This is a genomic window from Streptomyces sp. NPDC048516 (assembly GCF_043199875.1).
Taxonomy (GTDB): Bacteria; Actinomycetota; Actinomycetes; order Streptomycetales; family Streptomycetaceae; genus Streptomyces.
Genome location: NZ_JBICWS010000011.1, coordinates 57,226 through 69,279 on the forward strand (window position 1 = coordinate 57,226; position 12,054 = coordinate 69,279).

Genomic DNA, 12,054 nt, shown 5'->3' on the forward strand with positions numbered 1-12,054 from the left:
CGGGGCACGGTGGTTCGTATCCGGACAACACTCCGCTGACCTGCTGGTTGCGGTGTTCGAGTCACTGTAAGCGCTGACGCCGTCGGTGCTCCAACCCATGTCCGCTCTGTCGCACAACTCCCCTCTACCCAGTGGTAGGGGCACCTCCCACGCCCTTTTGGCAGCGGGGAAGGTCTGGCAGGCTGCGGCCATGCCCCCGCACACAGTCGATACATATGGCGACAAGGCCCCTCCCCAGGCTCTCCACCCGGCCGGGGAGACCCCGTTCGACCGGGCCACCGCCCCTCTCGACGCGCCGCTGGCCGTCATCGACCTGCAGGCCTTCGATGCCAACGCCGCCGATCTGGTGCGCCGCTCCAAGGGCAAGCCGATCCGGGTGGCGAGCAAGTCGGTGCGCTGCCGGGCGCTGTTGGAGCGGGTGCTGGCGCGGGACGGCTTCGCGGGGGTCATGAGTTTCACGCTCGCCGAGTCGCTGTGGCTGGCGCGCTCGGGCTTCACGGACATCCTGCTGGCCTATCCGTCGGCGGACCGGGCGGGCTTCGCCGAGCTGACCGGCGACGCGCGGCTCGCGGCCGCGGTGACGGTGATGGTCGACGACCCGGCGCAGCTGGATCTGATCGATGCGGCCCGGCCGGCCGGCGGGGCGGGCGAGGAGGTGCGGGTGTGCCTGGAACTCGACACCTCCTACCGGCTGATGGGCGGGAAGGTGCGGGTCGGTGCCCGCCGTTCACCGCTGCGGACGCCCGACCGGCTGGCCGCGCTGGCCCGGGCGGTGGTGCGCCGCCCCGGTTTCCGGCTGGTGGGGCTGATGGCGTACGAGGGGCATGTGGCCGGTGTGGGCGACGACGTCGCCGGTAAGCCGGTGTTCTCGCGGGCGATCCGGATGATGCAGGCGGCGGCGCGCAAGGAGCTGGCGCAGCGCCGCTGGGAGGCGGTACGGGCGGTGCGGGCGGTGGCACCGCGCCTGGAGTTCGTCAACGGCGGCGGGACCGGCAGTGTCCAGCACACCGCGGCGGAGGCGGCGGTCACCGAGGTCGCGGCCGGTTCGGGGCTGTACGTGCCGCGGCTGTTCGACAACTTCCGTTCGTTCAGCGGGCGTCCGGCGGCGCTGTTCGCCCAGCCCGTGGTGCGCCGCCCGGGTCCCGGGGTGGTCACGGTGCTGGGCGGCGGCTATCCGGCGTCGGGGGCGGCGGGGCCCGACCGGCTGCCGGTGCCGTACCTGCCGGCCGGGCTGCGCTACGACCCGCAGGAGGGCCCCGGCGAGGTGCAGACGCCGCTGCTGGGTCCGGCCGCCGACGGGCTGCGGATCGGCGACAAGGTGTGGTTCCGGCACGCCAAGGCCGGTGAGCTGTGCGAGCGGTTCGACCAGCTGCAGTTGATCGACGGGGAGCGGGTGGTGGGGACGGTGCCGACGTACCGGGGAGAGGGGCACACCTTCCTGTAGGCGGCCTGTGCCGGTCACCGCGGCGAGGGCGCCCGGGGAGCCCGTCCGGCGGACCCCGTCCGGGAAATGCTCCCGGACGGGGTCCGTGCGCGTCAGCCGTGAATGCGGTCCTGCTGGTCGGGCACCGCGCTCCCGTCGGGGCGGCGGAGCGGCCCGAAGCTGCCGTCGGGGTTGTTGCGGCCCTCGGTGGCGCAGGGGTAGGCGCCGGACTTGCGGGGCAGCGGGTCGATGAACATCGGGTTCACCACCCAGCGGCCGTCGGCGTTGTCGTAGCCGCGGCACATCAGCTCGCTCTTGTTGCGGTTGATGGCCAGGTGTGCGCCGGTCGCGTCGTTCACGAAGGTCACGTCGGTGTCGGCGTCGCCGCCGCCGAGCGCGATGCGGTGCGCCGGGTCCTGCTGTCGCCAGGCCTTGGCGCCCTTGATCTTGAAGATCTCCTGGTTGATCCAGCAGCGCTTGCCGTCGATGTAGGGAATGACCTCGCCATGGCCGTCCTTGACATCGCCGCAGCCGCGGATGCCGGTGGTGAACCTGCCGTGGTGGACCATGCTGCGGACGCCGAGGGTGTGCGCGGCGTCCAGGCCGACGCCGCCGGACCAGGCCTCGGCCACGGTCTCCGCGGAGGCGGAGACGATATAGACGTCGAAGCCGGCCGCCTTCAGCGTGCGGATCAGGTCCTTCTGCTGGTCGTAGTAGCGGATGTAGCCGGCCAGCTTGTGGGTGCCGACGGTCTGCCGGGTGCCGACCGGTGCGGCAAGGTTCTCGGCGCGGGCCTTCTTCGCGTACGAGGTGAGCTGGGCGGGCCGCAGACCGGCGAACAGCTGGGGCACCCAGGCGTATTCGGGGACGGTACGGCGGTGGTTCCAGTGTCCGGCGAAGGCCTCGGCGCCGCTCATGGTCTTCGCCTCGCCGCGGATCTCCATGATCTCGTCGGTGCAGGCGGTGTTCTTCGCGGTGGGCAGCGGACGTCCGGCCGGGACGCCGGTGCCGCAGGCCTTGGTCAGCGCGCGGCCGGCGGCCGGGGTCAGCCAGGGGCTGGTGTCCCGCCAGCTCTTGGGCTGCAGGATCTTGTCGTGCCGCAGCGCCCAGGCGAGGGTGGCGTCGGAGATGTCGTTCTTGACGACGGTGTTGTCCCAGTCGAAGGCGGCGACCGGGCGGTGCGTGAACCGGCCGTCCGGGTGCGAGCAGAGCCCGCGCTCGTCGATCATCTTCTGCAGCTCGGCGCGGTTGTGGCCGTACCACGTGAGGTGCGTGGAGAGCTGGGGACAGGTGGCGCGTGCCGGGGCCTTGGCGGGGGCGGCAGCGGCAGCGGTGGCGGGCGCGGTGGCCGTGAGCGCCGAGAGGGTGGCGGCCCCGGCCAGTCCCAGGGCGAGGGCGTACCTCTTGGAGCCTGTGGTACCCATATGTCCTCCGTGATCAGGGGCGGGAAGCACGCCGGGACCGGCACGCGGTGGTGCCGGTCCCGGTGTGGAGGTCGGACTTTACCTGCGGTTCCCGCCCGTTCCCGAGGGGCGGGAGGTACGCGTCAGACGGGAGTGACGTAGGCGCCCGCGATACCGCCGTCGACCAGGAATTCGGCGGCGTTGACGAACGAGGAGTCGTCGCTGGCGAGGAAGGCGACGGCGGAGGCGATCTCCTCGGGCTCGGCGAACCGGCCGACGGGGACGTGCACCAGGCGGCGCGCGGCGCGCTCCGGGTCCTTGGCGAACAGCTCCTGCAGCAGCGGGGTGTTGACCGGTCCGGGGCACAGGGCGTTGACCCGGATGCCCTCGCGGGCGAACTGCACGCCCAGTTCACGGGACATGGACAGCACGCCGCCCTTGGAGGCGGTGTAGCTGATCTGCGAGGTGGCGGCGCCCATCACGGCCACGAAGGACGCGGTGTTGATGATGGAGCCGCGGCGCTGGTCGCGCATGTAGGGCAGCGCGTGCTTGCAGCAGAGGTAGACCGAGGTGAGGTTGACCTCCTGGACGCGCTTCCAGGCGTCCAGGCCGGTGGTGAGGATCGAGTCGTCGTCGTCCGGGGAGATCCCGGCGTTGTTGAAGGCGATGTCGACCGAGCCGTAGGTGTCGAAGGCGGTCTTGTAGAGCGCCTCGACCTGGTCGGAGTCGGTCACGTCGACCTGGACGAAGAGGCCGCCGACCTCGGCTGCGGCGGCCTTGCCCGCCGTCTCGTCGATGTCGGCACAGACGACGTTGGCGCCTTCGGAGGCCAGTCGGCGGGCGGTGGCCAGGCCGATGCCGCTGCCGGCACCGGTGATCACGGCGGTACGGCCGACGAGGCGGCGGCACACTGCGGTCTGCTCGGTCACTTGGTCTCCTCGGTGCTGATGAAGATGTTCTTGGTCTCGGTGAAGGCGGACAGGGCGTCCGGGCCCAGCTCCCGGCCGAGGCCGGACTGCTTGAACCCGCCGAAGGGGGTCCAGTAGCGCACGGCGCTGTGGGAGTTGACGGAGAGGTTGCCGGCCGCGACGCCGCGCGAGACCCGCAGGGCGCGGCCGACGTCACGGGTCCACAGCGAGCCGGCCAGGCCGTAGTCGCCGGCGTTGGCGAGCCGGACGGCGTGGGCCTCGTCGTCGAAGGGGAGGACGACAGCGACCGGGCCGAAGATCTCCTCGACGGCCGTACGGTCCTCGGGCCGGCCCTCCAGGACGGTGGCCGGGTACCAGAAGCCCTTCCCGGCAGGTGCCTCGCCGCGGATGGCGGCCGGGGCGTCCTCGGCGACGAAGGAGCGCACCCGCTCGCGCTGCGCGGCGGAGATCAGCGGCCCCATCTGGGTGGCGGGGTCCGCCGGGTCGCCGGCGGTGAACGCCTTGACGGCCGGTTCCAGCAGCTCCATGAAGCGGTCGTAGACGGAGCGCTGGACGAGGATGCGGCTGCGGGCGCAGCAGTCCTGGCCGGTGTTGTCGAGGAAGGAGCCGGGGGCGGCGGCCGCGGCGGCCTCGAGGTCGGCGTCGGCGAAGACGATGTTGGGGCTCTTGCCGCCGAGTTCGAGGGTGAGCCGCTTGGTCTGCGCCGCGCAGCGGGCGGCGATCTGCCGCCCGGTGGTGGTGGAGCCGGTGAAGACGACCTTGGCGACGCCGGGGTGGTCGACCAGCGCGGTGCCGGTGACCGGCCCCTCGCCGGGCAGCACCTGGAACAGGCCCTCGGGGAGCCCGGCCTCCAGGGCGAGTTCGCCGAGCCGGAGTGCGGTGAGCGGGGTGGTCTCGGCGGGCTTGAGGAGAACGGCGTTGCCGGCCGCGAGCGCGGGGGCGGTGCCCCAGGCGGCGATCGGCATCGGGAAGTTCCAGGGGGCGATGACGGCGACCACGCCCAGCGGCTCCTGGACGGTGAGGTTCAGGCCGCCGGCGACCGGGATCTGGGTGCCGGTCAGGCGCTCCACTCCCCCGGCCGCGTAGTGCAGCAGATCGCGGACGTTGCCCGCTTCCCACCGGGCGTTGCCCAGCGGGTGGCCGGCCTCCTTCAGTTCGAGGGCGGCGAGCGGTTCGATGTGCGCGTCGACGACGTCGGCGAAGCGGCGCAGGATGCGGGCCCGGTCGCCGGGTGCCACCGCCGCCCAGGACTCCTGGGCGGCCGCGGCACGGCGGACCGCCGCGTCGACCTCTTCGGGAGAGGTGGTGGGGACGGTGGCCACCACCTCCTCGGTCGCCGGGTTGAGAATCTTCAGCTCGTGCAACACGTGTGGTTCCTTACATGCGCTCGAAGGAGCGGAAGCGCTCCCAGTCCGTGACGGCGGCGTCGTAGGCGTCCTGCTCGACGCGGGCCATGTGGCGGTAGTGGTCGACGACCTCGTCGCCGAACGCCGCCCGGGCGATCGGGCTGTGCTCCCACAGCTCGGCGGCCTCGCGCAGGGTGGTGGGGACATGGGCGGCATCGCCGGTGTAGGCGTTGCCGGTGGTCGCCTCGGGGAGTTCCAGCTCGTGCTCTATGCCGTAGAGACCGGCCGCGACCATGCCGGCGACCGCGAGGTAGGGGTTCACATCGCCGCCGGGCAGGCGGTTCTCCAGCCGGTGCGCCCGGCCGTGGCCGACCACCCGCAGGGCGCAGGTGCGGTTGTCGGGTCCCCAGGCGACGGCGGTGGGCGCGAAGGAGCCGGGGCGGAACCGCTTGTAGGAGTTGATGTTGGGCGCGTAGAGGAGCGTGAAGTCACGCATCGCCGCGACCTGGCCCGCCAGGAAGTGCTGCATGGTCTTCGACATGCCGTACGGGCCGTCGTCGTCGGCCAGCACCGGGCGGCCGTCGGCGTCCTGCAGCGAGAGGTGGATATGACAGGAGTTGCCCTCGCGCTCGTCGTACTTCGCCATGAAGGTGAGCGACATGCCCTCCTGGGCGGCGATCTCCTTGGCCCCGGTCTTGTAGATGGCGTGCTGGTCGCAGGTGGTGAGCGCCTCGTCGTAGACGAACACGATCTCGTGCTGGCCGAGGTTGCACTCGCCCTTGGCGGACTCGACGGTCATGCCGGCCGCGCCCATCTCGTTGCGGATCCGGCGCAGTACGGGCTCGACCCGGCCGGTGCCGAGGACGGAGTAGTCGCCGTTCCACTGGTTGGCGGGGTTCATGTCGCGGTAGCCGCGGGACCAGCCGTCCTCGTAGGAGTCCTTGAAGAGCATGAACTCCAGCTCGGTGCCGGCGTAGGCGCTCCAGCCGTGCTCGGCGAGCCGGTCGAGCTGGCGGCGCAGGATCTGCCGGGGCGAGGCGGCGACCGGGGAGCGGTCGTGCCAGGCGAGGTCGGCGGTGATCAGGGCGGTGCCGGCGTTCCAGGGGGTGCGGCGCAGGGTGGCGGGGTCGCCGTGCATGGCGAAGTCGCCGTAGCCGCGCTCCCACGAGGACATCGCGTAGCCCTCGACGGTGTTGAGGTCGACGTCCACGGCGAGGAGGTAGTTGCAGCCCTCCGTGCCGTGGTCGAGGACGGTGTCGAGAAAGTATCGGGCCGCGAACCGCTTGCCCTGGAGCCTGCCTTGCATATCGGTGAAGGCGAGGACGACAGTGTCGATCTCCCCGGCGTCGACGAGGACCCTGAGCTCCTCGACGGAGAGTGGGGGCGTGCGGTCTGCCACGGTGTTGCCTCCTGTCACTGCATCCGGAGGTCATAAGGTAGGCACACGAACCATTGATTGGGAAGGGGTATCGATGGACGGTGCGGCGGACCGGCTGGCACCCGTACTGCGACCGGTGCGGGCGGGCAACGGTTTCGAGGAGGCGCTGGAGCAGATACTCCAGGTCGTCCGGCTCGGCCTGGTACCCCAGGGCGAACGGCTGCCCGCCGAGCGCGAGTTGGCCGAGCGGCTGCAGATCAGCCGGGTCACCCTGCGCGAGGTGCTGAAGGTGCTGCAGGACGAGGGCCTGGTGGAGAGCCGGCGCGGGCGCTACGGCGGCACGTTCGTCCGGGTGCGCTCGGAGAACCACGGCGAGGCCGAGCTGCGGCGCCGGATCGAGAAGGTCGACGTCGAGGACACGCTGCGCTTCCGTGAGGTGCTGGAGGTGGGCGCGGCCGGGCTGTGCGCGACCCACGGACTCTCCGACGAGCAGAGCGGCCGGCTACGCGAAGCGCTCGCCGCGACCCAGGACGCACCGCTCGCCGACTACCGCCGGCGCGACACCCTGCTGCATCTCACCCTCGCGGAGCTGTCCGGATCCGCGTCGCTGGCGGCGCAGTACGCGGCGGTGCGGGCGCGGGTGAACGATCTCCTGGACTGCATTCCGCTGCTGGTCAGGAACCTGGAGCACTCCCAGACCCAGCACACCGCACTGGTGGAGGCGGTGCTGGAGGGCGATGCGGACGGTGCGCGCGAGGTGATGCGCGAGCACTGCTGCGGGACCGCGGCGCTGCTGCGGGGATTCCTGACCGCACCGTCACCCTGAGCGCCCGCCCGGGGACCGTGCGCGCGTGTTCACCATTCTTTTACGCACAGGTCTTGCGCCGAGGCGACCTGCCAGCAAAGGTATGCGGCTAAACCTTTGCTCGTTATCCCCTCGGCGAGGCAGGAGCGGCTCATGGCCGACAGCACGGAATCGCAGACCGCACCGCCCACCGCGTCCCCGGGCGGCAGCTCCCCGGACGGCGGCGCATCATCCGACGAGAGCTATCTGGAGCGGCGCACGCTGCGCCGCGGCAGCGCGGGCCCCCTGCTGCTGACCGGCCTGGGCGTCGCCTATGTCGTCTCCGGTGACTTCTCGGGATGGAACAACGGTCTGGCACAGGGCGGCTTCGGCGGCCTGGCGATCGCCGCCGTCCTGATGGGCCTGATGTACACCTGTCTGGTCTTCGCGCTGGCGGAGCTGGCCTCGATCCTGCCGACCGCCGGCGGCGGCTACGGCTTCGCCCGGCGCGCCCTGGGCACCTGGGGCGGCTTTCTGACCGGCACCGCGATCCTGATCGAATATGTGCTGGCGCCCGCCGCGATCTCCATCTTCATCGGCGACTACGTCGAATCGCTCGGCCTGTTCGGTCTGCACTCCAGCTGGCCGGTCTATCTCGCCTGCTTTGCGGTCTTCATCGGGATCCATCTGTGGGGCGTGGGCGAGGCGCTGCGCTTCAGCCTGATCGTCACCGCCATAGCGGTCGCCGCGGTCGTCGTCTTCGCGATCGCCGCCCTGACCGACTTCCATGTGGACACGCTCAACGACATCCCCGTGAAGGCCGGCGCGTTCGGGGCCAACTCCTGGCTGCCGTTCGGCATCCTGGGGATCTGGGCGGCCTTCCCGTTCGGCATGTGGTTCTTCCTCGGCGTCGAGGGGGTACCGCTGGCGGCCGAGGAGACCAAGGACCCGGCCCGGTCGCTGCCCAAGGCGATGGCCGCGGCGATGGGCATCCTGCTGGTGCTGGCGCTGATCACCTTTGTCGCCGCCACCGGGGCACGCGGCTCGGCGGCGATCCAGTCGGTGGGCGACCCGCTGGTCCAGGCGCTGCAGCCGCACGGCACGCCGACCACCGTCAGCCGGATCGTCAACTACGCCGGTCTCGCGGGCCTGGTGGCCTCCTTCTTCTCCCTCATCTTCGCCGGCTCCCGCCAGCTCTTCGCCCTCTCCCGGGCCGGCTACCTGCCCCGTTTCCTCTCCCTGACCAGCCGCCGCAAGGCCCCCTACCTGGGGCTGCTGGTGCCCGGGGCGCTGGGCTTCGCGCTCGCCGCGGCCACCGGCGACGGCGCCCGGATGCTCAATGTCGCGGTCTTCGGCGCCACCATCTCCTATGCGCTGATGGCGCTCTCGCACCTCGTGCTGCGCCGCCGCGAGCCCGGGCTGCCCCGCCCCTACCGCACCCCCGGCGGCATGCTGACCTCGTCCGTCGCGTTCGTCCTGGCCTGCTCGGCGCTGGTGGCGACGTTCCTGGTCGACAAGGAAGCCGCCTTCATCGCCCTGGGCGTCTACGTCGTCGCGCTCGCCTACTTCGCCTTCTACTCCCGCCACCGGCTGGTGGCCGCGGCCCCCGAGGAGGAGTTCGCGGCGCTGGCGGCGGCGGAGGCGGAGCTCGAACGCGGCTGACCGGCACCCCCGGGACGCAGCCATGGCCGGCCGGGCATCCCCGGCCGGCGCCGTCCGTCCCCGCACTCACTCGGCCGAACCCACCCACACCCCACGGAGGACCGCACCCCATGTCCCAGCCCCTCATCGGCATCAGCACGTACCAGGAAGAGGCCCGGTGGGGGGTGTGGGCCCTGCCCGCCGCGCTGGTGCCCGCCGGTTATCCGAAGCTGGTGCAACGCTCGGGCGGGCTGGCCGCGCTGCTGCCACCGGGCGATCCGGACACGGCGGCCGCGGCCGTGTCCCGCCTGGACGGGCTGGTGATCGCCGGCGGCGCGGATGTGCAGCCGGCGCGCTACGGCGCGGAGCCGCACCCCAGGACCGGTCCGCCCGCCCTGGACCGGGACGCCTGGGAACTGGCCCTGATCGAGGCCGCGTTGGCGGGCGGCGTACCGCTGCTGGGCATCTGCCGCGGGCTGCAGCTGCTGAACGTGGTGCTGGGCGGCACCCTCGTCCAGCACCTCGACGGGCATGCCGGAGCCCCCGGAGTCTTCGACCGGCACGACATCAAGCCGGTCCCCGGGACGCTGCTGGGCCGGGCGCTGCCCGAGCCGGTCTCCGTGCCGACCTACCACCACCAGGCCGTGGACCGGATCGGCCGCGGGCTGGTGCCGTCCGCCTACGCGGAGGACGGCACCATCGAGGCACTGGAGCTGCCGGGCGCGTACGGCTTCACCCTGGCGGTGCAGTGGCATCCCGAGGCCGGGGAGGACACCCGGGTGATGGAGGCCCTGGTGGCGGCGGCACGCGAGGCATCCGCCGCCAAGTGACGGGGACGGGCCGGGCCGCCGACGGCCCGCACGCCCGGCGCCCTCAGGACGCCCCGGAAGGTCCCGGGCCCGCCACCCTCAGGACGCCCCGCGGGTCAGCCCCAGCAGCTCGCGGGCCGGGCCCGCGGGCCGCTGACCGGCGGGCCACACGGCCCGCAGCTCGCGGCCGAGCCGCAGCTCACGCACCGGAATCTCGACCAGCCGACGCGCGGTCAGCTCCTCGCCGATCGCGAGTTCGCTGAGGACGGACGGTGCCGCCTCGCTCACCACGGCCGCCTTCACGGCAGTGGTCGAGGCGAGTTCGAGGAGCGGTTCGGCCAGCCCGCCGTGCCCGGCGAGCGCCGCATCCAGCACCTGGCGGGTCCCTGAGCCCCGCTCGCGCAGGATCAGCGGGGTGGCGGCGAGTTCGGCGACGGTCAGCTCCCCCCGGCGCCGGGCCCACGGGTGCGACGGAGCGGCGACCACGACCAGCCGGTCCTGCCCGATGACCGTCCCGTCCAGCCCCGCCGGCACCTGCAGCCCCTCCACGAAGCCGAGGTCCGCGTCGCCGCCCAGCAGCCGCTCGGCCACCGCGCCGGAATTGCCCGCAAGCAGCGATACGGCGGTCCCTGGCCGCCGCGCGCGCAGGGCGATCAGCCACCCCGGCAGCAGATACTCGGCGATCGTCATGCTGGCCGCGACCCGCAGCCGTGAATCGCGCTGCCCCCGCAGCGCCTGCGCACCGGCGTCGAAGGCCTCGGCGGCCTCCACCACCCGGCGCGCCCAGTCCGTCACCAGGGCCCCGGCATCCGTCAACCGGGAGCCGCGCGGCGAGCGTTCGACCAGCGCCACTCCCAACTGCCGCTCCATGGAACGGATGCGGCTGCTGGCAGCGGGCTGCGAGATGCCCCGCGCCCGCGCGGCCCGCCCCAGACTGCCGAGCCGGGCGACGGCGAGCAGCAGCTCCAGCGCGCCGAGGTCCGGGACCCGGTGTGCCAGCGGTACGGCGGCCGGCCCTGCCTCACTCATAAGTCCCCCTGCACATAACCCCAGCTTATGCCCTCATAGACACGGGGTCCCTGGTGGCGGCCGTGCCGGGCGCCCACGCTGTTCTCATGGCATCTCCCGCGCAAGCACCTTCCCGCCCCGGCACCACCGCCGGAACCGCCGCCGGAACCGACCCCGACGCCGGTCCCGCCGCCGGCCCCGGTCCCGGTCCCGGTCCCGGCCCTCGCCCTGGCACACCCGATACCGCGCCCTCGGTCCGCCATCTCGGGCCGAACTGGTACGCCGTCGTCATGGGCACCGCGATCGTCGCCAACGCCGGCACACTCCTGCCGCTCACCGCCCCGGGCCTGCACGTCGCCTACCGGGTCGTGTGGGCGCTGTCGGCACTGATGCTGCTGACGCTGCTGGCCGCGCGGGCCGTGCACTGGGGCCGCCACCGCGACCAGGCACGCCGCCATCTGCTCGACCCGGCCGTCGCGCCCTTCTACGGATGTCTGTCCATGGCCCTGCTGGCGGTCGGCGGCGGCACGCTCGCCGTGGGCCGGGAGGTCATCGGCGAACCGGCCGCGGTGGCCGCCGACGCCACGCTGTGGATCCTGGGCACCCTCGTCGGCCTCATCTGCGCCGCCGGGATCCCGTACCTGATGGTGACCCGGCACCGCATCGAGCCCGGCAGCGCCTCGCCCGTCTGGTTGCTGCCGCTGGTCGCTCCCATGGTGTCGGCGGCGCTGGGCCCGGCCCTGGTGCCGTATCTGCCGGCCGGCCAGTGGCAGGCGGCCCTGCTGTTCGCCTGCTACGCCCTGTTCGGCGTCTCGCTGCTGGCCACGCTGCTCGTCCTGCCGCTCGTCCTGTCCCGGCTGATCCACCACGGCCCGCTCCCCCTCGCGCTCACGCCCACCCTGTTCCTCGTCCTGGGCCCCCTGGGGCAGTCCACCACCGCGGTGGCCAACCTCGCCCATGCCGCACCGGGCGTCGTGGACGCCTCCTCGGCGCACGCCATGGGCGCCTTCGCGGTGCTCTACGGCGTCCCGGTCATGGGCTTCGCCCTCCTCTGGCTGGCGATCGCCACCGCGATGGTGGTGCGCGCCGTCCGCAACGGCATGGGTTTCGCCATGACCTGGTGGGGCTTCACCTTCCCCCTCGGGACCTGCGTCACGGGCGCGGCGGGGCTGGCCCGGCGCACCGGCCTGACCGCCTTCGACTGGCTCGCGGTGGGCCTGTTCGCGCTCCTGGTGACCGCCGTGGCGGTGGCCGCCACCCGCACCGCCGCCGGCCTGGCCCGCGGACGCCTGCTCGCGCCGCCCCGGCCGGTCACGACCTGACGGCCGTACGC

Annotated in this window: 10 protein-coding genes; 5 read left to right on the forward strand and 5 right to left on the reverse strand. The window is 72.8% G+C overall.

Going from position 1 to position 12,054, the window contains the following annotated elements:
- Nucleotides 1-190 precede the first annotated feature (190 nt).
- On the forward strand, nucleotides 191-1,444 hold the full coding sequence (locus ACGFR7_RS22350; protein WP_393321922.1) for an amino acid deaminase/aldolase: 1,254 nt from the start codon (nucleotides 191-193) through the stop codon (nucleotides 1,442-1,444).
- A gap of 92 nt (nucleotides 1,445-1,536) precedes the next feature.
- Here the strand turns inward: ACGFR7_RS22350 and ACGFR7_RS22355 are convergent, their stop codons facing one another.
- The 4 genes from ACGFR7_RS22355 to ACGFR7_RS22370 form a co-directional block, all read right to left on the reverse strand.
- Nucleotides 1,537-2,847 carry a haloacid dehalogenase-like hydrolase gene (locus ACGFR7_RS22355; protein ID WP_393321925.1) on the reverse strand — a complete coding sequence of 437 codons (1,311 nt, stop codon included), beginning with the start codon at nucleotides 2,845-2,847 and terminating at the stop codon, nucleotides 1,537-1,539.
- Between the two features lie 122 nt (nucleotides 2,848-2,969).
- Nucleotides 2,970-3,755 carry a 3-oxoacyl-ACP reductase gene (locus ACGFR7_RS22360; RefSeq protein WP_392377498.1) on the reverse strand — a complete coding sequence of 262 codons (786 nt, stop codon included), beginning with the start codon at nucleotides 3,753-3,755 and terminating at the stop codon, nucleotides 2,970-2,972.
- Complete coding sequence (locus ACGFR7_RS22365) at nucleotides 3,752-5,122, reverse strand: aldehyde dehydrogenase family protein (protein ID WP_393321928.1); 1,371 nt, start codon at nucleotides 5,120-5,122, stop codon at nucleotides 3,752-3,754. The genes ACGFR7_RS22360 and ACGFR7_RS22365 overlap by 4 nt, the downstream gene beginning before the upstream one ends.
- A gap of 10 nt (nucleotides 5,123-5,132) precedes the next feature.
- On the reverse strand, nucleotides 5,133-6,500 hold the full coding sequence (locus ACGFR7_RS22370; RefSeq protein WP_393321931.1) for a glutamine synthetase family protein: 1,368 nt from the start codon (nucleotides 6,498-6,500) through the stop codon (nucleotides 5,133-5,135).
- A 73-nt stretch (nucleotides 6,501-6,573) separates the two neighbouring features.
- Between ACGFR7_RS22370 and ACGFR7_RS22375 the strand changes: the two genes are divergently transcribed.
- The 3 genes from ACGFR7_RS22375 (at nucleotide 6,574) to ACGFR7_RS22385 (ending at nucleotide 9,734) form a co-directional block, all read left to right on the forward strand.
- On the forward strand, nucleotides 6,574-7,305 hold the full coding sequence (locus ACGFR7_RS22375; protein ID WP_393321934.1) for a FadR/GntR family transcriptional regulator: 732 nt from the start codon (nucleotides 6,574-6,576) through the stop codon (nucleotides 7,303-7,305).
- Between the two features lie 132 nt (nucleotides 7,306-7,437).
- A complete protein-coding gene (gene eat / locus ACGFR7_RS22380) occupies nucleotides 7,438-8,925 on the forward strand; it encodes an ethanolamine permease (RefSeq protein ID WP_393321937.1) in 1,488 nt (495 codons plus the stop codon).
- A gap of 110 nt (nucleotides 8,926-9,035) precedes the next feature.
- The gene (locus ACGFR7_RS22385) at nucleotides 9,036-9,734 is read left to right on the forward strand and encodes a gamma-glutamyl-gamma-aminobutyrate hydrolase family protein (RefSeq protein ID WP_350249975.1); all 699 of its coding nucleotides are present in this window, start codon (nucleotides 9,036-9,038) and stop codon (nucleotides 9,732-9,734) included.
- Between the two features lie 78 nt (nucleotides 9,735-9,812).
- Here the strand turns inward: ACGFR7_RS22385 and ACGFR7_RS22390 are convergent, their stop codons facing one another.
- Nucleotides 9,813-10,742, reverse strand: coding sequence for a LysR family transcriptional regulator (locus ACGFR7_RS22390; RefSeq protein WP_393321940.1), 930 nt, complete (start codon nucleotides 10,740-10,742; stop codon nucleotides 9,813-9,815).
- An 86-nt stretch (nucleotides 10,743-10,828) separates the two neighbouring features.
- On the opposite strand from ACGFR7_RS22390, the gene ACGFR7_RS22395 reads away from it, so the two are divergent.
- Entirely contained in the window at nucleotides 10,829-12,043 is a 1,215-nt protein-coding gene (locus ACGFR7_RS22395; RefSeq protein WP_393321943.1) for a TDT family transporter, read from the forward strand.
- Nucleotides 12,044-12,054: the final 11 nt, after the last annotated feature.

Coding starts and splice junctions, on each gene's coding strand:
- ACGFR7_RS22350 (WP_393321922.1), top strand. CDS start 191: ATGCCCCCGCACACAGTCGATACATATGGCGACAAGGCCCCTCCCCAG.
- ACGFR7_RS22355 (WP_393321925.1), bottom strand. CDS start 2,847: ATGGGTACCACAGGCTCCAAGAGGTACGCCCTCGCCCTGGGACTGGCC.
- ACGFR7_RS22375 (WP_393321934.1), top strand. CDS start 6,574: ATGGACGGTGCGGCGGACCGGCTGGCACCCGTACTGCGACCGGTGCGG.
- eat (WP_393321937.1), top strand. CDS start 7,438: ATGGCCGACAGCACGGAATCGCAGACCGCACCGCCCACCGCGTCCCCG.
- ACGFR7_RS22385 (WP_350249975.1), top strand. CDS start 9,036: ATGTCCCAGCCCCTCATCGGCATCAGCACGTACCAGGAAGAGGCCCGG.
- ACGFR7_RS22390 (WP_393321940.1), bottom strand. CDS start 10,742: ATGAGTGAGGCAGGGCCGGCCGCCGTACCGCTGGCACACCGGGTCCCG.
- ACGFR7_RS22395 (WP_393321943.1), top strand. CDS start 10,829: ATGGCATCTCCCGCGCAAGCACCTTCCCGCCCCGGCACCACCGCCGGA.